General features: G+C 42.0%; 23 protein-coding genes. 9 read left to right on the forward strand and 14 right to left on the reverse strand.

What is annotated here, in order from left to right:
- Nucleotides 1-79: 79 nt before the first annotated feature.
- Nucleotides 80-817, reverse strand: coding sequence for a hypothetical protein (locus HMPREF1535_RS03980; RefSeq protein WP_007654928.1), 738 nt, complete (start codon nucleotides 815-817; stop codon nucleotides 80-82).
- A 1,073-nt stretch (nucleotides 818-1,890) separates the two neighbouring features.
- Here HMPREF1535_RS03980 and HMPREF1535_RS03985 point away from each other — a divergent pair.
- The 4 genes from HMPREF1535_RS03985 to HMPREF1535_RS04000 all read left to right on the forward strand — a co-directional run bounded on the left by HMPREF1535_RS03985 (nucleotide 1,891) and on the right by HMPREF1535_RS04000 (nucleotide 8,710).
- Nucleotides 1,891-5,160 (forward strand): SusC/RagA family TonB-linked outer membrane protein, encoded by a 3,270-nt coding sequence (locus HMPREF1535_RS03985; protein WP_007654929.1) that lies wholly within the window; start codon nucleotides 1,891-1,893, stop codon nucleotides 5,158-5,160.
- Between the two features lie 21 nt (nucleotides 5,161-5,181).
- Nucleotides 5,182-7,176 (forward strand): RagB/SusD family nutrient uptake outer membrane protein, encoded by a 1,995-nt coding sequence (locus HMPREF1535_RS03990; RefSeq protein WP_007654931.1) that lies wholly within the window; start codon nucleotides 5,182-5,184, stop codon nucleotides 7,174-7,176.
- A 17-nt stretch (nucleotides 7,177-7,193) separates the two neighbouring features.
- Entirely contained in the window at nucleotides 7,194-7,979 is a 786-nt protein-coding gene (locus HMPREF1535_RS03995) for a DUF5018-related domain-containing protein (RefSeq protein ID WP_046146394.1), read from the forward strand.
- Nucleotides 7,980-8,074: 95 nt separating this feature from the next.
- Nucleotides 8,075-8,710 (forward strand): hypothetical protein, encoded by a 636-nt coding sequence (locus tag HMPREF1535_RS04000; RefSeq protein ID WP_007654935.1) that lies wholly within the window; start codon nucleotides 8,075-8,077, stop codon nucleotides 8,708-8,710.
- A gap of 146 nt (nucleotides 8,711-8,856) precedes the next feature.
- On the opposite strand, the gene HMPREF1535_RS04005 is transcribed toward HMPREF1535_RS04000, so the two are convergent.
- Both HMPREF1535_RS04005 and HMPREF1535_RS04010 read right to left on the reverse strand, forming a co-directional pair.
- A complete protein-coding gene (locus tag HMPREF1535_RS04005) occupies nucleotides 8,857-9,300 on the reverse strand; it encodes an META domain-containing protein (protein ID WP_007654936.1) in 444 nt (147 codons plus the stop codon).
- 5 nt (nucleotides 9,301-9,305) lie between these two features.
- Nucleotides 9,306-9,731, reverse strand: coding sequence for an META domain-containing protein (locus HMPREF1535_RS04010; RefSeq protein ID WP_007654939.1), 426 nt, complete (start codon nucleotides 9,729-9,731; stop codon nucleotides 9,306-9,308).
- A gap of 186 nt (nucleotides 9,732-9,917) precedes the next feature.
- On the opposite strand from HMPREF1535_RS04010, the gene HMPREF1535_RS04015 reads away from it, so the two are divergent.
- Together HMPREF1535_RS04015 and HMPREF1535_RS04020 are read left to right on the forward strand one after the other, a co-directional pair.
- The gene (locus tag HMPREF1535_RS04015) at nucleotides 9,918-11,192 is read left to right on the forward strand and encodes a peptidoglycan DD-metalloendopeptidase family protein (RefSeq protein WP_007654941.1); all 1,275 of its coding nucleotides are present in this window, start codon (nucleotides 9,918-9,920) and stop codon (nucleotides 11,190-11,192) included.
- A gap of 131 nt (nucleotides 11,193-11,323) precedes the next feature.
- Nucleotides 11,324-11,692: a YccF domain-containing protein gene (locus HMPREF1535_RS04020; protein WP_007654943.1), complete on the forward strand. Its 369-nt coding sequence runs from the start codon at nucleotides 11,324-11,326 to the stop codon at nucleotides 11,690-11,692.
- On the opposite strand, the gene HMPREF1535_RS04025 is transcribed toward HMPREF1535_RS04020, so the two are convergent.
- The 9 genes from HMPREF1535_RS04025 to ribD form a co-directional block, all read right to left on the reverse strand.
- Nucleotides 11,689-12,357, reverse strand: a complete 669-nt coding sequence (locus HMPREF1535_RS04025) for a M15 family metallopeptidase (protein ID WP_007654944.1) — start codon at nucleotides 12,355-12,357, stop codon at nucleotides 11,689-11,691. The two genes, HMPREF1535_RS04020 and HMPREF1535_RS04025, sit on opposite strands and share 4 nt — an antisense overlap.
- An 11-nt stretch (nucleotides 12,358-12,368) precedes the next feature.
- Complete coding sequence (gene murI / locus HMPREF1535_RS04030) at nucleotides 12,369-13,202, reverse strand: glutamate racemase (RefSeq protein WP_007654946.1); 834 nt, start codon at nucleotides 13,200-13,202, stop codon at nucleotides 12,369-12,371.
- An 81-nt stretch (nucleotides 13,203-13,283) separates the two neighbouring features.
- Nucleotides 13,284-13,787, reverse strand: coding sequence for an OmpH/Skp family outer membrane protein (locus HMPREF1535_RS04035; protein WP_007654948.1), 504 nt, complete (start codon nucleotides 13,785-13,787; stop codon nucleotides 13,284-13,286).
- 69 nt (nucleotides 13,788-13,856) lie between these two features.
- Nucleotides 13,857-14,372 (reverse strand): OmpH/Skp family outer membrane protein, encoded by a 516-nt coding sequence (locus HMPREF1535_RS04040; protein ID WP_007654951.1) that lies wholly within the window; start codon nucleotides 14,370-14,372, stop codon nucleotides 13,857-13,859.
- Between the two features lie 124 nt (nucleotides 14,373-14,496).
- On the reverse strand, nucleotides 14,497-17,169 hold the full coding sequence (bamA, locus tag HMPREF1535_RS04045) for an outer membrane protein assembly factor BamA (RefSeq protein ID WP_046145359.1): 2,673 nt from the start codon (nucleotides 17,167-17,169) through the stop codon (nucleotides 14,497-14,499).
- Between the two features lie 14 nt (nucleotides 17,170-17,183).
- Nucleotides 17,184-17,927: an undecaprenyl pyrophosphate synthase gene (gene uppS / locus HMPREF1535_RS04050; protein ID WP_046145360.1), complete on the reverse strand. Its 744-nt coding sequence runs from the start codon at nucleotides 17,925-17,927 to the stop codon at nucleotides 17,184-17,186.
- 8 nt (nucleotides 17,928-17,935) lie between these two features.
- Nucleotides 17,936-18,655, reverse strand: coding sequence for a type IX secretion system protein PorG (porG, locus tag HMPREF1535_RS04055; protein ID WP_010801969.1), 720 nt, complete (start codon nucleotides 18,653-18,655; stop codon nucleotides 17,936-17,938).
- Nucleotides 18,656-18,734: 79 nt separating this feature from the next.
- A complete protein-coding gene (gene bamI, locus HMPREF1535_RS04060) occupies nucleotides 18,735-20,165 on the reverse strand; it encodes a BamI family beta-barrel-assembly machinery protein (RefSeq protein ID WP_046145361.1) in 1,431 nt (476 codons plus the stop codon).
- A 64-nt stretch (nucleotides 20,166-20,229) separates the two neighbouring features.
- Nucleotides 20,230-21,291, reverse strand: a complete 1,062-nt coding sequence (gene ribD / locus HMPREF1535_RS04065; RefSeq protein ID WP_046145362.1) for a bifunctional diaminohydroxyphosphoribosylaminopyrimidine deaminase/5-amino-6-(5-phosphoribosylamino)uracil reductase RibD — start codon at nucleotides 21,289-21,291, stop codon at nucleotides 20,230-20,232.
- Nucleotides 21,292-21,345: 54 nt separating this feature from the next.
- Between ribD and prmC the strand changes: the two genes are divergently transcribed.
- The 3 genes from prmC to HMPREF1535_RS04080 are packed head-to-tail and all read left to right on the forward strand — an operon-like array spanning nucleotide 21,346 to nucleotide 23,349.
- Complete coding sequence (gene prmC, locus HMPREF1535_RS04070; RefSeq protein WP_007654963.1) at nucleotides 21,346-22,203, forward strand: peptide chain release factor N(5)-glutamine methyltransferase; 858 nt, start codon at nucleotides 21,346-21,348, stop codon at nucleotides 22,201-22,203.
- Nucleotides 22,191-22,679 carry a regulatory protein RecX gene (locus HMPREF1535_RS04075; RefSeq protein WP_010801965.1) on the forward strand — a complete coding sequence of 163 codons (489 nt, stop codon included), beginning with the start codon at nucleotides 22,191-22,193 and terminating at the stop codon, nucleotides 22,677-22,679. Before prmC ends, HMPREF1535_RS04075 begins: the two co-directional genes overlap by 13 nt.
- The gene (locus HMPREF1535_RS04080; protein WP_046145363.1) at nucleotides 22,663-23,349 is read left to right on the forward strand and encodes a ComF family protein; all 687 of its coding nucleotides are present in this window, start codon (nucleotides 22,663-22,665) and stop codon (nucleotides 23,347-23,349) included. Before HMPREF1535_RS04075 ends, HMPREF1535_RS04080 begins: the two co-directional genes overlap by 17 nt.
- Nucleotides 23,350-23,378: 29 nt before the next feature.
- Here the strand turns inward: HMPREF1535_RS04080 and HMPREF1535_RS04085 are convergent, their stop codons facing one another.
- The gene (locus HMPREF1535_RS04085) at nucleotides 23,379-23,795 is read right to left on the reverse strand and encodes a helix-turn-helix transcriptional regulator (RefSeq protein ID WP_046145364.1); all 417 of its coding nucleotides are present in this window, start codon (nucleotides 23,793-23,795) and stop codon (nucleotides 23,379-23,381) included.
- Between the two features lie 11 nt (nucleotides 23,796-23,806).
- Entirely contained in the window at nucleotides 23,807-24,100 is a 294-nt protein-coding gene (locus tag HMPREF1535_RS04090) for a type II toxin-antitoxin system HigB family toxin (protein WP_046145365.1), read from the reverse strand.
- Between the last annotated feature and the right edge of the window lie 56 nt (nucleotides 24,101-24,156).

Below are 24,156 nucleotides of genomic sequence, written 5' to 3' on the forward strand. Positions count from 1 at the left end.
CTCTGTCAGCGTATTCCACGTTTCTTAATACAGTTTTTAATATATCACCACAAATTTTACAAGCCTATTAATTTTATAATTACGGATTAAAGATTTCTGGAGGTAATTCACTTTTTGATATTTCATGTGTTTCAAAATGAGAATTACCAGTTTTTATATCAACATTTCCTTCAGAATACAAATAAATTCTACTATAACCAATATTATACTCTTTATACCGACTTATCCATAATTTCAAAAAAATAGTATTTCCCCATTCACATTTATAATAAAGAGTTGAGTAATAAGTCGCTCCATTACAAAAACAACGTATAGGACCTCCACCATTTATACTATATTCCGTACCTCCAAAAGCATAAACAACATTGCCCTTTTCATCCAAATCATAATAAACTTTTATAGGTATTTGATTACAAACATTTGACCAACAACTTCCAAAAGTAGCATATACCAACAATGACCCACTTGATACAGCCCTAGTCATAACTCTAGGTAAAAACACAGGAGAAAATACATATAAATTACCAAACGGTATTACTTCCATTTGTCGTTTTTCTTCGGTTTGTGGAAATTGTGAATAAATATCCAAATCTTCTTGAAGCTGTGCAATTTCAACCTTTGTCAAAGGAGTAGTTCTTGCGCTCTCTAAGACTTTAGGCGAAACTATCCACCCGGCTTCCTCTGCCATCGCTTTCAACTGAGCTATGTTTTCTTCATTCTGATTAACCTCCTGATCCAAGACCGGATCATTCACTTCTGTACAACCAACCAACATCGATACGGTTAATAATACCAAACTAAAAAATCTTGCCTTCACAATAATAATGTATTAACGATTAAACAATACGTGGTCCACAAGCTGCATCACTCCACTTACCTGCCACTGATGCAGCCAGGCAAAAGGAACTTTCTTTGAGTTTGATACGGGATGGATGTTATCATAATTTAGCTCCTGTTTTTTTAATCGCTTTAAATATAAAACAAAAAAAAACACAAAACAAAGGAAACCGTACCCAAAAACGCTCTCGGCCGAAAGAAAACGGGTCAAGAACTATTCTTTTTCGACCAAATGCCGTTTCTACCGACATAAAGCAATTTTATCACCCCTCACTCTTTCTTTGCTACAATCCACTGTATTATAGAATAATACAACCAGGTAAAAAAAATGAAAACGAATGTGCCTACCCGTATGAAATATCCCCGGTAACATTACTATCAAAGAGGAGATAAAAGAATCCCACCCTTCAAACCAATTGGAGAAGTCGTTACTGTTTTTTCTTTACAAAATGGATATGGATGTGACAGATGTGAAGTTTTTTACCCCCCCATTGTAAACTTCGCGAGAAAATAAATAAAATATGACCTCTCTTTAAAGAGACCACATATTTTATTTATACATTTAGAAAGTTTACAAAACACCCCTCACTGTCTTCACCACCTTCACACCTGCACTTGTCAATTACGAAATGGATATAAATCCAAAGACTGGAACAGTCATTTTAACAATGCCCATTGTTAGGTTGCTTGAATGGGCATTGTTAAAATGCACCCATAGGAATCTGTCTTTTCCTTTTCTTTCCCTAAAATCGTACCTCTGATAAATAAAATTTAAATAAACACTCGATTTAATACCACTAACGGGGGCTATACAACCATTGTTCTAGAAGAACTATGGTTGAATTAAGGTTTCCTAGATGTACAATAATTTAAAATTACAGAAAAATGCATCGCTTTTATTTGATTTCTTTTATAAAAACTATTTGTTAATATAAATGTCAAAATATATAGATGATTTTTGCCCTTATTTTTATTTATTGTGTAAATTTAAATCTTACCTTGAACCATAGTTCTTCTAGAACTTGTTAAATTAACAAATAAACTAAATCAATTATGTTGAAAAACTTCAAGCCAATTGGTCTATTATTGTTGGCCGGAATGACATGCTCACCTGCGAGTATGCTTGCCGATACCCTTCCCATTAGACCAAGCGTAAACATCACCCAACAAAATGGGAAAGTGACGGTTATTGTAGAGGATGATTTCGGCCCTGTCACCGGAGCATCCGTAGTTGTAAAAGGCACAACAAATGGTAATGTTACCGATTTAGATGGTAAAGTTGTTTTGGAAGATGTCAAAAATGGAGCAACTATCCAAATTTCGTTTGTAGGTTACACTACTCAAGAAGTCAAGTACACAGGGAATCCTAACTTAAACATCAAACTTCAGGAAGACTCCCAAGCACTAGATGAAGTTGTAGTAACAGGTTTTGCCGGTGTTCAAAAAACAAAAACTTTGACAGCAGCAGCCGTTAACGTAAAAGTCGAATCAATCGCTAAATTACCAGTAACCTCTCCTAGTGACGGATTAGGTGGACGTGTATCTGGTATCATCACACAGGCACGTTCAGGTGCTCCGGGTGAAACTTCCAAAATTTGGATCCGTGGCGGTAGCCAAATCTTGTATGTAATCGATGATGTTGTAATGGAAACGGAACAGGGTGAAGTATTCTTCAACCGCCTGCGCCCAGATGATATTGCTTCTATGAGTATCTTGAAGGACGCATCTGCTACTGCTGTATACGGTCCACGTGCAAAAGACGGTGTTGTGGTAGTAACTACCAAAAAAGGACAAGAAGGTATGCTGGAAATATCAGTAAGCCAAAAGATGACCATGATGACACCTTCCTATAAGTTTAAGCCCATGAGTACTTGGGACTATGTGAACAAGAAAAACGAATTGTATGCTGCCAGCATGGCTGAAAGTCCCGCATACAATGCAACGGAAATGTCCAAATATTATATGTACCACCTTTCTTCTCAGGGATACGGCCGTCAAGAAATCACCGACATGGTGAATCAAAAATACGGTTTAGGATATACACTAGATGAAATAAACGACTATTTTAACCCATTTAAAACACAAGGCGGAGACATTGAAAACTACTATGGTAACTATGATCCATGGGATTGGTTTGATCATGTTCAACCTATGTCGCAAACCAATGTGAGTGTAAGAGGTGGTAGCGAAAGAGTTAGATACTATTCAAGTTTGGGATACATGAACCAATCCGGTATCAGCGATTCCTACAATTACGAGCAGTATAACGCCATTGTCAACACCGACGCCTATTTGTTGAAAGACAAAAGTTTGAAATTCACATTGAATTTAAATGGCGTAATGGCTAAGAACAAAAAACCGTACGGAGGAGATAACATTTTCAACAACGTCTTGATTGAGGACAATGAAATGAACAAGATCCCTCGAAACTGGACAACCGGTTTAGAAAGGAATAATAGTTTAGATGCTCGTTTACGAACAGGTTTCAATAACACAGATGACTATCGTTTGCAAAGTAACATCGGTTTAAAATGGAGTTTGCCCTGGATAGAAGGATTATCTGTTAGTACAAGTGTCAACTTCAACTACAGTAATTCCATGAACAAGACATTCGAACACCCGCAAATAGGTGTGTACAGTGCTCCATATTCAACTCAGGAAAACAGCTACAACCCGAATAATGCCAAATTGTCTCAAACCTGGAATAATTATTCATTGACAACTGGTATTGTCCAGGCCGACTACGTTCGTTCATTCGGTAAACATAACCTGAGCGCGATGCTCAACTATACCAGCCAAAAGAGAAGAACCAATTCGACAATGGCTAAAAAGTATGGTTATCCTGCCATCTACAACACGCAGATAAACGGTGGATCGACCATGGACTCTATGAATGGTGACGAAGGCTTATGGGGCTCTGCGTCTCTGGTTGGTCGTGTCACTTACGATTACGACAGCAAGTATATGTTACAATTGAGTGCCAACTATAACGGGTCATTGTGTTACCATCCGGATAAACGTTGGGGATTCTTCTATGCAGCATCTGCAGGTTGGATGCTTACAGAGGAAACCTTCATCAAAGACATTCTGAACACTGACTTAATCAACTCATTCAAGATTCGTGCCGGCTACGGTATTGTAGGTAACGAATTGTCAAAACCATTCAGCTACATGAACCAATATGGTTTGTCTAAAACCATTCTGTTAGGGGAAAACATGGGAGCTAGTACAGCTTGGACCGAAACCAACGTGTCTAGTAATCTGACTTGGGGTGAATCACAACAAATCAGTGGTGGTGTTGATTTCAGTTTCTTGAAAGACCGTTTGTCCGGATCATTCGACACCTATCTATACCTAAACAAGGGTGATGAAATTGACATGAACCCGGAATTGACCTATACTCCGATCTTAGGTTTGCCTAATACTCCGAAAATGAATGCCCCTTACGTAACAACCCATAAAGGTGGTGTGGAATTTTCTTTAAACTGGAACGACCGTATCGGTGACTTCACCTATAGAGTCGGTGCAAACTATACACATTGGGAAGAAGTTACAGTAAGACATGCAGATAAAAGTACAGATTATTACTATGCCAACCTAAACGATTTGGGTGTAAATGCTCATGCTGAAACTTATAACATCTCATGGCAGACAAATGGTATTTTCACTTCTTACGATGATATGTATAACTCGTATCTGCATTTCAAACGTAATCACACAGTCGGTACATTCCGCATGGACGACCGCAACGGTGATGGTGTGTTAGGTATTGCCGACTATGCATATAATACAGGTGGAGGAACAACTCCTCAGACGTTGTATGGTATCACATTAGGAGCAGGATGGAAAGATTTCAGTTTCGAAATATTCCTTCAGGGAGCAACAAGTGTTTCCGGTGACGTTACATCTCCGGCCCGTTCACAACAGGATTATTACTGGAACTATGGTAAATACTTGTTCCAGGAATCTTATACGCCGAGTAACCCTATTACCAATAAACTTCCGTTGCCAACCAATTCCAGCTACGGATGGGGATATAACTATGTAGACGTATGGGGATACGATGCTTCATACCTGAAATTAAAGAACATCAGTGTTAGCTATGATTTGAAACGTCGCGTTCTTAAGAACGTAGATTATATTAAGGGATTAAGTGTAAACTTCATTGCAAACAACGTTTGTACTTGGGTTAAGAAAAGCAACCCATTCAGTAACATGACAGACCCGGAATATCTACCAGCCAACTCTATTTGGGGTGGCAATAAATTGGGTAGCTATCCGACTCAACGCTCATTCACATTGAGTGCTACATTAACATTGTAATACAATTAGAACAAAAACAAAATGAAGAAATTAAATATATTAGCCTTATGCGCTGCGGTTTGTCTCTCCAGCTGTGATCCGTTGGGTATAGAACCGACTAACAAAGTAGGCGAAGAACAATTCTGGTCAAATGCCCAACTGACCCGCACTTTTGTCAATCAATTTTATTTGTGGAGTCCGGCCGGCGCCAACCAAGCATTCCAAGCCGAACAATGGTCCGACAATGCTTGTGGTAATATCGACCGCGATCAAAATACGTTCCGCCAATATAGCTTCAACAACAGAGAATACGATGAGCTTAACAGTGTCACTGGTTTAATCGGTGCACCTTGGGATGCCGGTTATAAAAATATCCGTCAAGCGAACTTGGCTATCGAACGTATCCCAGAAGTTCCAAACATAACTGATTCTGAACGCGCTCAACTATTAGCAGAAAGCTATGCTTTCCGTGGACTATTTTATGCCGACATGGAAAGATATTGGGGTATCATGCCGATTGTCACTCAGTCGATGACCATTTTCGATGAGACCATGCTGCCGCAAAACAGCCGCGAAGAGGTATTCGATCAGATTTTATCAGATTATGACAAAGCGTTGGAATACTTCAAGCAGACAACTGCCGCACCCGCTTTAGGATTGATAAACGAGTCGGCCGTACAAGTATTAAAATCGCGTTCGGCATTAGCAGCTGCCTGTGCTGCCGAAGCTTCAGCAAAGGGTCTTTATGATAAGCTCTCAGGATCTGCTGAAAGTAAAACGCTTTACAAATTCTCAAAAAATGCAAACCATTACTATCAGCAGGCTTATGACGCTGCAAAATCTGTGATCGGTAAATATCAACTAGATCCAGATTATAGCAATCTGTTCAATACATCCAGCGGACACCAATCGGTTGAAGCTATTTGGCCGGTCATGTTTAACGAAGCAAACAGAGCTGAATTCAGCCCGATGAAACAATCACATCCGGAAGGACGCATGTATGGTGCAACTACCGACTTTTCTCCTAATTGGGGTGGCGATCGCGGTGGTTCATACCCTACACAGGATTTGGTTGACTGCTACTACCAAAAAGATAAAGTAACCGGCAAATGGATGCAATGGTGGAAAACAACTCAAGCAAAAGAAATGGGTGTTGCCAAAAATGCAAACGGAGAATGGGCTGCTGAAAGCGAAAACTACCTCCAAATGTATACTGACCGCGACAAACGTTTTTATGCAACAATCGTTTACGACAGTAGTTATTTTGCCAACAGAAACGAACTCCGTTATTTAGTTCGCACATGGATTGACTTATCGGAACCAACTCGTTCGGAAAAATATAGCGCACTTCACACCGAATTCAGAAACTCTGAAAAGTTAGCTGTTACAGGACGTGCACAATCAACTGTAACAAGCTATTATCCTACAAAATACACTGTAGGTCGTTTTAATGAGGACGGAACAGTCAATTACACACAATCTGCGCTTTCTTATTTCCAAGTTCGTTACGCAGAAGCACTGCTAAACTATGCAGAAGCTGCCTATAAACTGGGAGGCAAAGAAAACGAAGTTCGCGATGCAGTTAATCAAATCCGCAATCGTGCAGGTTTGGATAACTTTGATGAATCGGCAGTTGGCCACAATCTGTGGGAAGAATACAAATTGCAACGCCGTATCGAGTTTGCATTCGAAGTTCCCGGATTCCGTTACTTCGATTTGTTGAGATGGGGTGAATCAGAAGGTAAAACAACCATTGAAGAGTTAAACAAATCATCCAAAGGTATGTTTATTTTCCGCAAAGGTGTTGAAAGCACAGAAGTAGAAGACAATGGTTATTTGGCATCCAAAGATGCCCCTAAATACTTCACTCCTCATTTCGATATCCGTCCGATCACTTCACTAAGTGGTAATGTGGTTTATTATGAACGTAAATTTAATGATGCTGTATACTATAAATTACCTTTTGCTCGCACAACATTGGATGTAAACGGTAATTTTGTTCAAAATCCTGGATGGGAAAACAGAAGTTATCAATAATATATACAAAAGAAATTATGAAAATAAAGAATTTATTATTTGCCTTTATATTTGGTATAACAACCCTTACCAGCTGCCAAAGCGGCATTGTTTGGGATGAAGTGCCCGAATCAGTTTATTCAAATCTTGAATTAGCTGGAGCCATGGTTAGAAACCGTCCGCGTGAACTTTTCGTAAACAAAGTATGGCAAGTCAACCATAATGACGGAAAAGGGCAATGGTTGGAAAATTATCTCGCTCGTTCTGTTATGGATGCTATCGAGAACGGTATTGAATATACTAACAATACCGGAACACCGATGACAATATTGAACAAGACATTAGCTGCTGGTGAAACAATGAAAGTCAATAACACAAAAGAAATTGTTGATGACAGTTCTGCCCCGGAAGGAAAAAAACATATCATTCATGTTTTCACATTAGACAAAGTTGAATACATAACACCCAACAAAGGTCACTTGTTTGTTAAATCGGCATTCGACTCTGAAAGTGTAAAACCAACAGCTTATTATGAAGAAGTACAAGATGGCATGTTCCGTAGTGTCATTATGCCAGTGAAAATAAACGAAATGGTATTAGAATTTATTCTTGACGATCAAGGAGCATGTAGAGTTGATCCGGTTAACGGAGCACCCAAGTTAGGTACACCGGGCGATTTTACACAACCACGTCAATACTTAGTGACAAACACTGCTATTCGTCCAGACGGAGCTCCGGAATACAAACGCCTGTATGAAATTCAAGTACATGTGTTGCCTGCAACTTCGGAAGAAGCATATAAATGGACCTCAGGTTCCATTTAAATCATTAATTACAAGAAAAGGAGGGATCCGGATGGTAAAACCATCTGGAACTCTCTTCTTGTAACTTTCTTATCATCACTCTTGATCCTAATAATATGAAATCGATTATTTTTCTATTCCTTATTTGTTGTAATTCACTTATCTGTTGGGCACAAGGAGTTCATTCCAACTATTTGTTTCCTGAATTTACTGATTCTTATATTTATTATAAAGATGGAAGAGTTTTTCAAGTACAGTCAAACTACGATCTTCTGAAAAACATGTTCCAATTCATCGACAAGGATAATGAGATAAAAGAATTTGCAGACCCTGAAATGATTGTATCCATAAAGATTGGAGAACGGATATTCATATTAGTAAACAAGAATGAAGCAGCAGAAGTAATACAATCAGACCCACGAATTTTGGTTCAATATTCAGGTCAAAAACGAATAAAAAAAGACTTAACATTTGGAGGGAAAACAGAGACAGCTTCTGTTGATAGCTATTCCAATATGGTTTATGGAACAGGAGACGATACAAAAAACACTGTCATAACCAAATTAGAATATCAATTCTATATCGAAAAAAACAAACGGCTAAAACGATTCTCTACAGAGAAACAATTCCTGAAACTATTTCCTAAACAAAAAGAAGAACTAAAGAAATACATCGATGAAAGCAAAGTTGATTTCAATTCTATCGAACAAGTAGTACAGCTTTGCAATCACGCCTTTGCTATTGAAAAATAAAAGAAGAAACATTGGTGGTTTTAAGAACATACTGGTTTTATACTATTGGCGAAGTAAACAACAACAAACAGGAATGTTCAATCTCTAAACCAAAGAGGTGGCCTCCTTCAACAGGGCCACCTCTCCTTTTTTATGAAATTACTTATTTATTTCTTTTCGATAACCATCAGCTTTCCATTATCGGTCCCGTAAAAAGCAATCGTATTCACGGGCTTTACATTTCCTTCCGCTTCAAAACGAACGACTTTATTCAGAGCTTCCAGAAACTCCTGCTCGCCTTTCAGATCAGGACACGCCATGCGCGTCGTGGCGACTTGCGGAAACTTAATGATGTTCTTCCGTGCTTCCGAATATTCGATATTGCCGTTCATCCGGTTACAACCGGCATTCCCCGACAAATGGTTACGGGCAACATCAATGACAATAAGCTGTTTGCTGTCTGCCGGATCAAGTTTCTTACCGTTCAGTTCCACTACACTCCATTCGCCATCCAGGTCTGAATAGGAAGCCACCACAGCTTTTTGTGATTTACAGGAAGCAAATACGGCTATCCCCACAACTGCCAGGCAGAGATATAAATACTTCTTCATACGGTTTAATTTTTAGATAAAACAAGCAATACGTTGCCGTCCTGGTCTACCAGGGCCATTTCGCTTTCAGAATTACCGGCTTTAACCGCTTTCACATCACCCATCGCTTTCATGATCGCATCTTCCGTTGCCATATCCGGACAAGCCATCATTGTAGCAGCACCCGGTGCAATAGTGATCGAAGAAACATCGTTGGCATCTAATGTAATGGTTGTATTGAACATATTACAACCGGCATTGCCATGCAATTTATTCTGAGCCATATCGAATTCCATATAGGGCAGTCCTTCTTTCAGAATCTTTTCGCCTTTTACTTCTACCACATTCCATTTACCTTCCAGTTTCTTTGCGTCTGTTTTGGCTTCAGAACAAGAAATCATCATCCCAAGTACCATCGGGAGCATCAATACATAAAAAATCACTCTTTTCATAATCTATACTATTTGTTATATCACTTACAAGGATAAGACGCCAAATCCGTCCAAATTGTTCCCCAAAGATATTCTATTTAGTCAATATTAACAAATCTTCCCTTCTACGCTACTTCCATGCGCCTGATGCTTTACATTATTTTCCGTAAGTTTGCACCCGACGAACAAACTATAAATGAGGATATAATGAAGAGATCAGGCATTGCACCTATTTTGATTTTACTGTTCATAGTAGGTATCTCCTGCAAAAACACCCCTAAACAATGCGAAGAAGAAGTTGACAGCGAATGGATCGACAGTCTCCAACGCGTATATCAATACGGTATCTGTATCGATACACTCGACCTGAAAGAGTATAAGATGAAAAACGGTGATAATCCGGCTGCAATCTTCTCTAACCTCGGTTTCTCTGCCTTAATGGCTGACAGTATCAGCAGATCGTCCAAAGAAGTTCTGGACCCTACAAAGCTACAGGCGGGCATGCATTATTATACCTTCTCCATGCAAGACAGCACTGCACAGATACGCTACATTGCTTTTGCTAAATCGAAAACCGATTACGCAGTGATCGACTTTACCGGCGATACGATCAGTGCCTACGAGTTTAACAAGCCTATTACTTTAAAACGCCAGTACGTAGAAGGAACGATCAATTCCTCCTTATGGAACGTATTACAATCGAAAGGCGTAAACCCGCTGCTGGCGATCAATATTGCCGATGTCTTTGCCTGGCAAATAGACTTTTATGATGTAAAAGAAGGGGATTCTTTCCGTGTCCTCTATGATATTGCTTATATCGACGACACAACTGCACTGAATATAAGCGGTATCCAGGGAGCAATTTTTACTCATCAGGGAAAAGACTTCGTAGCCATCCCCTTTACCCAGGACAGCGTATTCGAATACTTCGACCAGGACGGGAACAGTTTGCGTAAAGCATTCCTGAAAGCCCCGCTGGATATCTTCCGTATCACGTCACGCTTTACGAATGCCCGTTTCCATCCGATTCTGAAACGTTATCGCGCTCACCACGGGGTTGATTATGCAGCACCGGTCGGTACCCCGGTTAAAAGCATCGGAGCCGGAACCGTTATTGCCAAAGGATATCAGAATGGAGGCGGAAATTTCCTGAAAGTAAAACACAACTCCGTATATACCACCACTTATATGCATCTCAGTAAGTTCGCCAAAGGCATACAGGTGGGCAGTCATGTGCAGCAAGGTGAAGTGATCGCCTATGTGGGTTCTACCGGTCTCTCGACTGGTCCTCATCTCGATTTCCGTGTACACAAAAACGGCCAGCCGATAAATCCCCTGAACATGGAGGCACCTCCTTCATTGCCTGTCAAAGCGGAACTCCGCGACAGTTTTGCTATCGTAAAACAACAGGTACTTGCCGAATTGGACAGCATGCAAACACGGCATATAGAAGTTGCCGATACACTTCTGATAACGGAATAAATAGCCGGACAGGAAGGTTTCAAACGGATGCCTACCCGCGGATGAAGCGGTGCCTATCGGTTTCAGCTCCGATAACTATTGCTTTTAAGTAGAATTATGCTACATTTGTAGGAACTATAAATCACGCAAGTATGAAATTTTTAGGTAATATCATCTGGTTAATATTCGGCGGACTGATCACCAGTATTGAATATCTGGTTTCAAGCCTCCTGCTAATGGTTACGATCATCGGCATTCCATTCGGACTACAGACATTGAAACTGGCTCTGCTGGCTTTGTGGCCTTTTGGTAGCACGGTTACGGATAATGGCAATTCCGGAGGTTGCCTCTGCATTATCATGAACATTCTATGGATCATACTCGGAGGTTTCTGGATCTGCCTGACACACCTGGGATTCGGGTTACTGCTGTGTATCACCATCATCGGTATCCCTTGGGGAAGGCAACATTTCAAGATGGCAGCCCTTGCCCTGACTCCTTTTGGTAAGAATATCAACTAATCCAAAACAGGATAGCTTTGCCGGGCTTCTGCCCGGCTGCAAGCATTGAAATGCCACCATTCATAAGGAATGATGCGGAATCCGGCATTTCTCATGATCCGGCGAAGCAAACGTCGGTTATCATAAGCTGTGCGATCTATTTTCCCGGCATCCAATAAAGCCTCTTCATTATTCGTATGAGCCTCTTCGCCAAAGAAATCGAATGGCGTTCCCATAGGAAGGGGAGCGCCTGTTTTATCAAGGATAGTTACATCTATTGCCATTCCATAATTATGCAATCCGCCGCCGTTAGCCGGATTGCTGACATAATTCACCTTATCGGTTCCGCGAACAAGTGCCCACATTTTACGTTGTACAGACATTGGGCGGGCCGCATCATAAACAACCAGCGTAAGGTCGGGATTTTCTTTTTTCAATAGCCGTTGAGCCGCGATAAGTTTCCCGGCGGCATCCGGATGAAGCCAGGCACGCGTGATTCCGGAATAAACAGCTTCCCCCATAAAATTATCAGGAGTTGCATAAACCAGTTGTACACGAATGGAAGAATCCTGTGCAGAGATATCGACCAGTCCTTTATTGCGCAGATAGGTATCCAGTTCTTCCGCATCGGCACAGGCACAAACAAACAGTACCGCTAACAGGAATATATGCTTCGGCCACTTCATCGGATTCTTTTTTAATCAATAGATATCTGCTCCACTTCTATCGGATCATTCAGGAAGACTGAGGCTGCCTCCGAGAATTTCGCGGCAGACTCTGTAGTCAGGAAACGGCATTCTCCGCCACGGGTAAGCCGGCGGTCCATTTCCGGATGCCTGTTTAAATAGTCTTTCAGGCTCTCTGCCACGTATTCTCCCTGCGCAAAGACAGTTACCCCTTGCGGCAAATACTGCCTGATTTTGCCGATTAAAAGCGGATAATGCGTGCATCCCAGTACCAGTGTATCTATCCGGGGATCGACCGACAGAATATGATCCAGATGTTTTTGTACAAAATAATCCGCTCCGGGAGAATCGAACTCATTGTTCTCAACTAATGGAACCCACATCGGACAGGACTCTCCCGTCACAGTGATATGGGGAAACATTTTCTCAATCTCCAGTGAATAGGAATGTGAAGATATTGTTCCGGCTGTCCCCAGGATACCTATATGCTTTGTAGTGCTGACCTGATCCATCATTTCCACCGTCGGACGAATCACTCCCAACACACGGCGGGCCGGATCCCAGTCCGGCAGATCACGCTGCTGAATGGTACGCAAGGCTTTTGCCGATGCCGTATTACACGCCAGAATCACCAACTGACACCCCTCGGAAAACAATTTCATTACGGCCTGACGGGTGAAACGGTAAACCACCTCAAATGAACGTGGTCCATAAGGTGTACGTGCATTATCGCCCAGATAAATATAGTCATACTCAGGCATTGCCTGGCGGATCTTATCAAAGACTGTCAATCCACCATAGCCGGAGTCAAAAATCCCGATAGGTCCTGCTTTTTGTGAAAACATATTTCTTCCTTCTTTATATAATACAACAAAGGATGCCCTCCATAGAAAGGCATCCTTTGTTATATCTCTAATTAGAATCTATTATTTCAAGCCTAATTTAGCTTTTACCAACGGAGTAGCATCGATTGCAGCATTGCCGGTATAAAGAACGATACCAGGATTGTTATCGATGATATAAGCATAGCCTTTTTCATCACCTACAGCTTTGATAGCATTTCTAAGCTTATCCTGGATCGGAGCCAACAATTCCTGCTGTTTTTTATTCATATCCTGTTGTGCAACCTGTGTAAAGTTTTCAACACGCTGACGAATATCTTCCAATTCCTGTGTTCTTCTCAGTTTGATATTTTCAGTCATTGAATCCTGCTGAGCGATATAATCTGTATATTTCTTTTGGAATTCATCCTCCATCGTCTTCATCTCACCCGCATATTTGTCATTCATCTGCTTCATTGTTTCCTGCATAGCTGCTATTTCCGGCATAGCCATCATAATTTCCTGCGAATTAACAATTGCCACCTTTGCTTCCTGAGCAAAAACTCCTAACGGGAGGATCATCAACAAAAAAATAATCAGTTTCTTCATTTTCTATAAAATATTATTGTTATTAATCAATCATGTTATTTTGTGCATAAAGCGCACAAATGTAAGCATTTATTTTGAATATCCTAACTTTAACAGCACTTCATTGCTGATATCTATCTTCGGAGAAGCAAAAATAATACTCATCGCCGAAGCACGGTCAACAACGAGTTGATACCCCTTGTCTTCCGAAATCTCTTTTACGGCATTATAGATTTCATCCTGGATAGGTTTCATCAGGCTTTCACGCTTCTTGTACAACTCGCCTTCCGGTCCGAAATACTGACGTTTCAGGTCCTGTGCTTCCTGTTCCTTCTTCACAATCTCCTCTTCACGCTTCGTTTTCATCTCGGCAGAAAGGAATACCAAATCACTCTGATAGGTCTTATACATGTTTTGTGCTTCCTGCTGGATAGCTTCCACCTCATTCTGCCACTTCTTCGATACCTGGCTCAGCTGTTCGTTCGTCATCTCATAAGCCGGAATATTTTTTAGTATATACTCCATATCTATCAAGGCAAACTTTTGTGCCATACCGGCAAAAGAGCAAAGGAGCATCATACAACTCAAAACAATAATCTTCTTCATACGCTTTCTTTTTATAGTTTCACTCTCTGACTGCAAATATAGCAGAGGGTTTACTTTGTTCCAACGAATTATGGTTAACGCTTGACGATGAATTGTTAATTTTAAATTAATCCATTGTTTATTATTAGAACTCCTGTCCGATGATGAAGTGGAAGTTGCTTCCACCTGCACTACGAGCACCATCCACCTTGTCGAAACCATACGCCCAGTCGATACCCATCAAACCGATCATAGGCAAGAAGATACGTACACCGACACCGGCAGAACGTTTCAGGTCAAACGGATTGAAGCTCTTCAAATCTCGCCATGCATTACCTGCTTCAGCAAATACAAGACCGTAAATCGTAGAAGACGGTTCCAACAGGAACGGATAACGTAATTCCATTGCCAGACGAGAGTAGGCATAACCATAAGAGTTATATCCACCATTACCGGCAATACTACCGTTTTCGTAACCTCTCAAACCAATCGTTTCAGTCGCATACGTACTGGAGTATCCGCTCATACCGTCACCACCCATATAGAATGTTTCAAACGGAGAACGTTTGTGCTTGTTATAAGATCCCAAGAATCCGTATTCAACACGTGTCATCAATACCGGTGTACGTTTGATCGCTCTCGGAGCCAACGGAGAGAAGATCTTTGCTTTAAACTTCCATTTATGATACTCGATAAACTTAAACTTATCAGGATTATCGTCCGACATATTAGCATAGTCCTTTCCGTCCCATAAAGAATAAGGAGGAGTTGCACTGACTGACATAGAGAACTGCGAACCGCTACGAGTATACAACGGGTTGTCGATAGAGTTACGCTGCAACATCAATTCCAGGTTTACATTGTGGCAAGTACCGTTCTGCACCAAGAAGTATGCCCAGTCATGCATGATATACATCTGATAATTCAATGTAGCCATAAACTGGAAGTAGTCATCCGGCCAGTTCAGACGCTTACCATAACCGGCAGAAAGACCGAACATCATAATCGATTTATCCGGGTCGTATGCCAATTCATAGTTATTATTATAATAACCGCCATAGTTACCGTAGTAACCGCCATACATGCTATTTCCATAATAAGGATAGCCACCGTAATAATTCGACATGCTGTTATTATAGTAGTTACTACTGATATCAGTCTGTTTGGAGAAATAAGCACTTACAGAAAGAGTATTCGGACGTCTTCCGCCGAACCACGGGTCCATAAATGAAATACTATAAGCCTGATAGTAGCGACCGTTAGTTTGTCCACTCAATGTCAATGTCTGGCCTTCACCCTGCGGGATAATACCTTTATAAGTTTTCGGATTCAGGAAGTTCTTCATGGAGAAGTTCGTAAACTTCAGACTCAACTTACCGATCACACCTGTTTGTCCCCAACCGGCAGAGAACTCAATCTGGTCGTTCGCCTTCGATGTCAGGTTATATTGGATATCCACTGTTCCGTTCTCCGGATCAGGTATCGGCTTCGGCTCCATATTTTCCGGGTCGAAATGTCCCATCTGGGCAATTTCACGAACGGAACGCATCAAGTCTTCACGGCTGAACAACATACCGGGCTTGGTACGAAGCTCACGACGTACGATATCTTCATACAAACGGTCGTTACCATTAATGATTACACGGTTGATGGTAGCCTGCGGGCCTTCCTGGATACGTACTTCCAAAGAGATAGAGTCGTTATCCACATCCACTTCTACCGGGTCGGCACTGAAGAAGATATAACCATTATTATAATACACATTGGAAACCGCATCTTCGTCTGTCGTCAAACGTTCATTCAACTTCTTCTGGTTATACACCTCTCCCGGTTTCATTCCCAGGATTGATTCCAAAAAGTCAGATGCATACTGCGTATTACCCACGAAACGGATATCTTTCAGATAATATTTATCACCTTCTTCAACCTTCAGGTAGATGTCGACTTTCTTTTCATTAAAGTTGACAACACTATCCGATAGCAGCACTGCATCACGATAACCGTGTTCGTTGTATTTAGCGATAATATTATTTTTATCATTCTCGTATTCTTCAGTAGTAAACTTCTTTGTACTGAATGCTTCCAGGATACTGGTTTTCCAGTCGTTCGGAAGACTGAACTTTTCATTCGTCTTCTTCATCGCCTTCTTCAGGTCCCTTGCTGATAGAGCTTCATTACCTTCGAAGTAAATACGGTGGATCTTTGTCTTTTCGTTCTTATCGATATTAATATCAACAATCACCTCGCCTTCTTTCGACAAGTCGTCACGCTGTACAATATCAACGTCTACATTCTTAAAACCTTTGCCGTCAAAGAACTTCTGAATAACGATCTTTGCACGGTCCATCAGGTTGGGAGTTACCTGAAAACCTTTCTTCAAACCCAACTTGGCTTCAAGGTCTTCCCTCTCTCCTTTCTTGATACCATGATAATTTACTTCCGATATACGGGGACGTTGTTTCAACTGAATTTCCAGCCAAACTTGGTCACCTTCAATCTTGGTTGCCAGGATTTTTACATCCGAGAACAATCCGTGTTTCCAAAAACGCTTTACCGCTGTTGTAATCTCACCTCCGGCGTCGGGGATAGTGACCACGTCACCTACCGATAATCCGGAGAAACCGATTAACACGAAATCATCATAATTCTTAATACCCGTCACCTTAATATCGGCAATCTTATACCGCTTCGGCGTCGACGAATAATTAATGACCGGCACTTCTGCCGGTACTTCAACCTGGGTAGTGTCACTTTCCTGGGCAAATGCTCCGCAGGCAAAACCTAGGAAAATAAAAAACAGCACTATTCTTTTGTACATATAACAGCTATTGTTTATAAGATTAATTGCTCACTTGTCTTACCGAAACGGCGTTCACGTTGCTGGTAATACAATATAGCTTCATACAACTCTTCTTCTCTGAATGCCGGCCAAAAAACATCGGTAAAGTAGAACTCCGCATACGAACATTGCCACAGCAGAAAGTTACTGATGCGTTTTTCTCCTCCGGTTCGAATCAGCAGATCCGGATCGGGAATGCCTTTGGTCGTCAGGTGGTCCGAGACCACTGCCTCGGTTATATCGTTGGGGTTTATTTTCTTTTCCAGTACTTGAACGGCGAGCTGTCTGACAGCTTCTGTTATTTCCCAGCGGGAAGAATAACTAAGAGCCAATACCAGGGTAGTTCCCGTATTGGCAGAAGTTTGTTTTATACAATCCAGCAACGTTGCATGCGCATCCTCCGGCAGACGGTCCAAATTACCGATCGCCATCAGACGTACATTATTTTTCATCAGATCCGGAGTTTCGCGATGGATGGCGGAGACAAGCAGACTCATCAACGCCTTCACCTCCGCTTCAGGCCGGTTCCAGTTTTCTGTCGAAAATGTGTACACTGTCAGGTACTTCAGTCCAATCGTCGTTGCCGCCTCTACCACTCTACGCACGGAAACAACGCCCTCCTGGTGTCCATAGCTCCGGTCTTTCCCTTGCGCTTTGGCCCAACGTCCGTTTCCATCCATAATAATCGCCACATGTTGCGGCAAGCGATCTTTGTCTATTTCCTCTATCAATGACATAGTGTTTCTCAGTATCTAAACGTACTGTTGCTGTTTATACTATTACATGGCCTGTTACGCGGACCGAAGTCCCAGGTAACAGATAGCAGTAAAAATGAATACCAATCTTTGTTCTTCAAGAAACTGCCACTTATCTGATACGGATTATCCAGTATTGCATTATCCCCGTTCGTAACATCGAATTTATCTCCGAACAATTTACGGAACGAGAACTCGCATCCCAGGTTAATCCTGTTCTTGATCTTATACTTTACGCCTACCCCTAACGGGATATTCGGTCCGAAAAACGCTTCATTACCTGTTCCGTATGTAATTCCTAATCCCAGGAATACATAAGGAGTGAAGCGCTTCGCCCCTGCATAAGCAAATTTATCACTGTACGGAAAGAAGTTAAACTCCATCTGTCCGCCCAGTTCTACCAGGCTACGGCTGAACGATGCCTGCGCATTGTCCGGAAAAACATTTTCCAGTCCTTCCGTGCTGCCTGAAACCTGTCCCCACATCAGATTGCCTTTGAAAGCCCATCTGAAGTTGGCATTATAACGGAATACTGCTCCCACTGCCGGATTCATTCCTTTAAAGAAAGCATTCTTGTTGGCATCCCCCATATAGAAAGCGCCACCGGCCATTCCGCCTATTTCATATTTATATTCCTGTGCGTGGAGACCGGTAAATGAGCCGGCCATCAGTATCAGTATAAGAATCCGTTGAAAAAAAGTTGAAGTCATATGCAATGCTGTTATGTTCTACACCTCTTTTTCTAACGCTAAATTCTTCCTAAAATTATACTTTCCTCCACGAACTTTCTCAATCCTTAAAACCTAAACGGTTTATACGGCCTTTCCAGATCTGGTCCAGATCATTTGCATTATTATTCTCTTTACCGCCGAAAATTAGCATAAATTTTTCTTTATCTACTAAAACGGAAGCAAAACCTCTCGCTTTATAATCTTCCGGCATCACAGTCAGCGTGTCCGACAATGTCCATGTCACACCCCTGTCTATGGAGAAATAAATATCTTTAAATGCTTTATTCGATTCACCAATACCACCTATCAGGCAGAACTTATCATCATAAGCAGAAAGCATTACACCTTCTCTCTTATCGAAATAATCAGATTCTATATCGGTCAACAAAACCCACTGTTTACCATTCATGGTGCCCCAGGCTGAATTCTGCAATTTACCGTTCTTGTCTTTTCCGGCAACCACAGTCAAACTGTTTTGCTTGCTACTACTTGAATAAGAAGCCAAAGAACCAAAACCACTTACTGGGAATTCATCAGGAACAACATCACCGGTTGTCCATTTCATATCCTTATCCATAAAAGCAAAGCTCCGTGTACCGTTCTCTTCTACGATTGCAGACAGGAACGAAGTCTGGCCTAAACCTATTTCGTTATTAATTGCTCCCAACAATGCATTTACAGACGGTGTTTGATCTACAAGCGTCCAGTCCTGTCCGTTAACAGAGCAATAGAGCGCCCCTTTGGTTGTAGGCACAAATAAAGCGTCATCATACTCAGTCATCTGAGAAAGACGAACCTCACCAGCCGGCAGACCGTTCAATGTCATTTCCGTCCAGCTTTTTGCATCGGAAACAGAAGAACTGTATAATGAATATCCTTTGCTTGCATCAGTTCCCTGTGCGTACATATAATAATATTCATTATTCTCTTCCCCCCATGTAACCACTTTTTGTTCTTTCACCGGGAATCCTAAAACGCTAGAATCATACAGTTCCCAACTCATGGAATCAGGCACCATCTGATGAACATTTACCTGAGCGATATACGTTTTCTTTGTAATACCGTCGTATGCGGCAGTCACAAATTTAACGGGTTTGGAGAAGTCCAAAGAGTCTTCCCTATTCCAGTAAAAAGTAGAGTCAGGCAAAGCATCCTGAGTCACTTCGATAGTATAGGTGCCCGTTGCTACAGACACTGTACAGACAACTTTCTCGATCTCTGTGCCAAACGGCAGGGAGTCCGGGTTAAAAATACGTCCGTTTACCTGATCGATCACAAACTTCACTGTATCCAACTTTCCACCCAGGATTGAATCATGATCCACAGAGAATGCCGTTATCTGACAATCCTTAGGTATCTCATACTCCTGATCGTCTGAATTCAGACAAGAAGACAGAAACAATGCAATACATCCCGCTACAAATAGTACTATTCTATTTTTCATCCAAAAATAAGTTTGTTGCATATAAAGCCACAAAAGTAGAAACATTTTTTGCTTTATTCCCAATATCGGCTAATATTTATAATATTTTAGTTCCGTTAAACTACTTCGCTCACTGATTTTTCCGTGAAAAAACAGTGATTACGTGGTTCTGAACTTTTTTCACGTCCGTTAACGACAAAGATGCCACCCTGTTCAGATCCGGCGCTTTTACACCCGATTCCAGATTGACAGGGGCTGTTTCAACAAATATCTGATCCCATAAATTCTCCTCCAGAAAATGCTCAAGAAGCACAGCTCCCCCTTCCACCATCAACGAATTTAATTTACGGATATACAATTCGTGCATCACCTGCGGCAAGACTGACTGTGAAAAATCGAGGGTGACGTACTCCACATTCTCCCGGTTTTCCGCTTTTCCAGCGGTAAAGACCAGTGTTTTCACCGTACCGTCCAACAAATGATAATGCGAGGGAATACGTAAAGTCCGGTCGAGCACCACCCTGACAGGTGAGTTTCCAGCCCAATGCCGTACCGTTAACGAAGGGTTATCCAGGAAAGCCGTCTGCGTCCCGACCATGATAGCCGCCACATTCGCCCGCAAAGAATGCACCCTGCGCATCGTCTCCGGTGAAGACAATACGACAGCCGGTGAGGTATTATCCGTCCGCCCACGATCCATAAAACCGTCCGCACTCTGCGCCCATTTCAAATAAATGTAAGGCCGCCGCTTTTCCTGAAAAGTCATAAACACCCGGTTCAACTCCCAGGCTTCCTTTTCCATCACACCGGTTACCACTTCCACACCTGCTTCACGCAGCATCCGTACCCCTCTTCCCGACACTTCCGGAAACGGATCCAGACACCCGATCACCACACGCGGTATCCGCTTTTTTATGATCAACTCCGCACAGGGAGGTGTCTTCCCATAGTGCGAACAGGGTTCCAGGCTAACGTATATCGTAGCCTCTTTCAACAAAGACTCATCACGAACCGAAGCGATTGCATTCACCTCGGCATGCGCTTCGCCATATTTCCGGTGATAGCCTTCTCCGATAATTTTACCCTGATGCACGATCACGGCTCCAACCATCGGATTCGGTGCCACATTGCCCGCTCCGCCACGGGCTAGTGAAATACAACGAGCCATATATTTATTCTCAACCTCGACCATTTTCTTTGCTTATAAATGGTTTTTGCATTACTTTTGCATTAAAATTAAATTGATATGACTGGGACTGTCGCCTATATACAAAATACGCTCAAAGATTATTATCCGCCAAGTGAAATTAAAGCATTCATTCGTTTGATAATGGAACGCGTTTGCGATATTCAGCCGCACCAATTCTTACTCTGCAAAGATAAAGAATTATCTGAGAAGGAGAAGACACAGATTTATAATATCGTAGAACGATTGGTAAAATATGAGCCGATCCAATATATTTTCGGTAAAACAGACTTTTACGGATTTGAGTTTCTAGTGAACCCGTCAGTGCTGATCCCCCGTCCGGAAACGGAAGAATTGGTGGAATTGATCGTACACGATTATGCCAAAAAGAGTATTGACATCCTGGATGTAGGTACCGGTAGCGGCTGCATTGCCATTACTTTAAGGAGATTACTGAAAAAAGCACAGGTTTCAGCACTCGACATCTCTCCGGAGGCATTGAAAATAGCCAAAAGAAATGCCGGGATCAACCGCGTACAGTTGACTTTCTACGAAAAAGATATTCTCCAGCCATCCAAAACGGCTGATTCCATAGAAGATGAATTCGATGTCATCGTCAGCAACCCTCCCTATGTCATGGAGAAGGAAAAAGCGGAAATGGAGAAAAACGTGCTCGATTACGAACCTTCGCTGGCACTGTTCGTACCCGACGACAACCCGTTGTTGTTTTACAATAACATCGCCCGCTTTGCCGAACAGAAACTGAAAAAGAAAGGCTACCTCTATTTCGAGATCAACGCACAGATGGGCGAAGCCGTGGTAAATATGCTGCGCATGATGGAATTCAAGAATGTGGAACTGATACAGGACCTGTCGGGCAAAGACCGCTTCGTAAAGGCACAGACATGGAACAGATAACCGAACCCGAAATGCTACGCCGCGCAGCCGCTTACTGCTCGACTGCCGAACGCTGCATCCAGGATGTACAAAAAAAGATTAAAGCCGCCGGCCTCTCCCAGGAGGAAGGCGAGCGAATCATTGCACGTCTGCTCCAGGAAAAATTCATTGACGAACATCGTTTCGCCCGTTATTTCGTAAACGACAAACTGCGTTTCAACAAATGGGGACGCATCAAAATCGCATACGAACTTCAAAAAAGGAATATCCCTGCCCCCATCCGTTCGGAAGCGCTGGAAGGGATAGACGAAAAAGAATATGCCGATATCCTCCAATCATTGCTGAAGGCGAAAAAGAAATCGACCAAAGGCAAGGACGAACGGGATATCTACATCAAACTCCTCCGTTTTGCTGCCGGCCGTGGCTTTGAAAGCCGGGAAGCATCCCGTTGTCTGAAACAATTATTCAACGGGAACGATTATGAGGAAGATTTTTAATGACCTGCTGCACCTCTTTTTTCCTAAACTCTGCATGTTGTGCCAGACACCTCTCGTCGGAGGGGAAGAGCATATCTGCCTGAAATGTCTTTGCGAGCTGCCCCGTACAGGACACAATTTTCTGGAAGAGAACCCCGCCACCTACCTGTTCGGCGGAAAAGTCCCGGTTTACCATGCAGCCGCTTTCCTGCATTACGAAAAAGGTGGCCATGTGCAACAGCTTATCCATTCCCTGAAATACCACGACAACCGTGAGATCGGTTTCCGCCTGGGACGTATGGCCGGCCTGAGGTATCAAAAAGCGATCCTGTCAGACCGCCCGGACCTTCTCCTCCCCGTCCCGCTCCATCCCAAAAAGCGGAAACAGCGCGGCTACAACCAGTCCGAATGGATCGCCCGCGGCCTCAACACCCTTTTGAAACTCCCGATCGACACCACCAGCCTCCGACGCACAAAAGAGACAGAAACACAGACGCACAAACAGACTTACGACCGTTGGCTGAATATGCAGAATATTTTCTCTGTCGTCGACCGCGAAGTCCTGGCAGGAAAACACATCCTCCTTATCGATGACGTCATCACCACCGGATCGACCATCGGAGCATGTGCCGAAGCACTGCTGACGATCCCGGGAGTACGAGTGAGCGTGCTGGCGATAGCGATGGCGTAAAAGAATGAGGAGAATAAATAATTTGTTTTTTATGCAAACTTGATAATCAAAGTCGGATCTATATTCAACTTTTCATACAAACGCTTTGCCATTCGCATGGAAATAGGACGTTTCCCTGTCATTATCTGGCTAAAAGTAGATTCTTTTACATCCAGATAAGCAGCTGCCTGGCGTTGTTTTAAAGAACGCTTCTCCAGTTCTTCTTCTATTGATGCAATAAGAGGAGATTTAAATTTCAAGCTTTTAGATTTATAATACAAAGCTTCATAATCAGCGCACATACCGGCTGCACGGCTGATTTCAAGTGTATATTCATTTCTTTCACCTTGTACTGAAAGAGCTCCTTTTTGTGTTGCTTCAGCAATAAGTTCTTCTACATATTCTGACACCTTTTCAAAAAGTTCAGGTGTATCTATACGTATGATATCTTCAAACTTCTTTTCCATTTCACTTATTGTTAAATTGTTAAACAATTTATCTTATCATATTCTGCATGTGTTCCTACAAAACGGATCGTCAAAATATCATCAATAAAAAGTACGATAACTACCATTCTGTAACTATTACCTTTTATATTAAACACATATCTGCCTTCTCCTACATAATCAGCCGTAGGAAAGTCTTGCTTCAATTCAGCATGGTTACTCCAAATACTATTCTCAACAATATCTAGCCAACGTTGCAAAGGTCTCAAAGCATCTGCATGCTTACTCGAAAAATCATCAATCACCTTCCTACGCTGTATTCTCATTTTATTTATTCTTTGCCACAAAGTTACGCAAAACTTTACATATTGCGAAGTTTTCC

This window comes from Parabacteroides goldsteinii DSM 19448 = WAL 12034 (assembly GCF_000969835.1).
Taxonomy (GTDB): domain Bacteria; phylum Bacteroidota; class Bacteroidia; order Bacteroidales; family Tannerellaceae; genus Parabacteroides; species Parabacteroides goldsteinii.